The organism is Mesorhizobium sp. M1A.T.Ca.IN.004.03.1.1 (genome assembly GCF_003997555.1).
Taxonomy (GTDB): Bacteria; Pseudomonadota; Alphaproteobacteria; order Rhizobiales; family Rhizobiaceae; genus Mesorhizobium.
The window spans coordinates 1-243 of record NZ_RZTV01000926.1 but is presented as its reverse complement, the minus strand read 5'-3'; the positions used below and the strand labels follow the sequence as shown (position 1 = coordinate 243).

Here is a 243-nt window from a genome sequence, read left to right as displayed (position 1 = left end):
CCTTTGCCTTGCTGGTCGCCATGGCCCTGAACCGCGGCCTGCGCGGTCTGCCTATCTACCGTGCCATCTTCTATCTGCCGTCGCTGCTCGGCGGCAGCGTCGCGATCGCCGTGCTCTGGCGCCAGCTTTTCGCCAGCGACGGCCTCGTCAACGCCGCCCTCGCCCAGATTGGCATCGAAGGGCCGAGCTGGATCTCGCATCCGAACTATTCGATCTATACGTTGGTCGCGCTGTCCGTCTGGC

General features: G+C 65.0%; 1 pseudogene. It reads left to right on the top strand.

Annotated elements, in window-relative coordinates:
• Window positions 1-243, top strand: a pseudogene (locus EOD29_RS34390) (sugar ABC transporter permease); the annotation flags it as partial.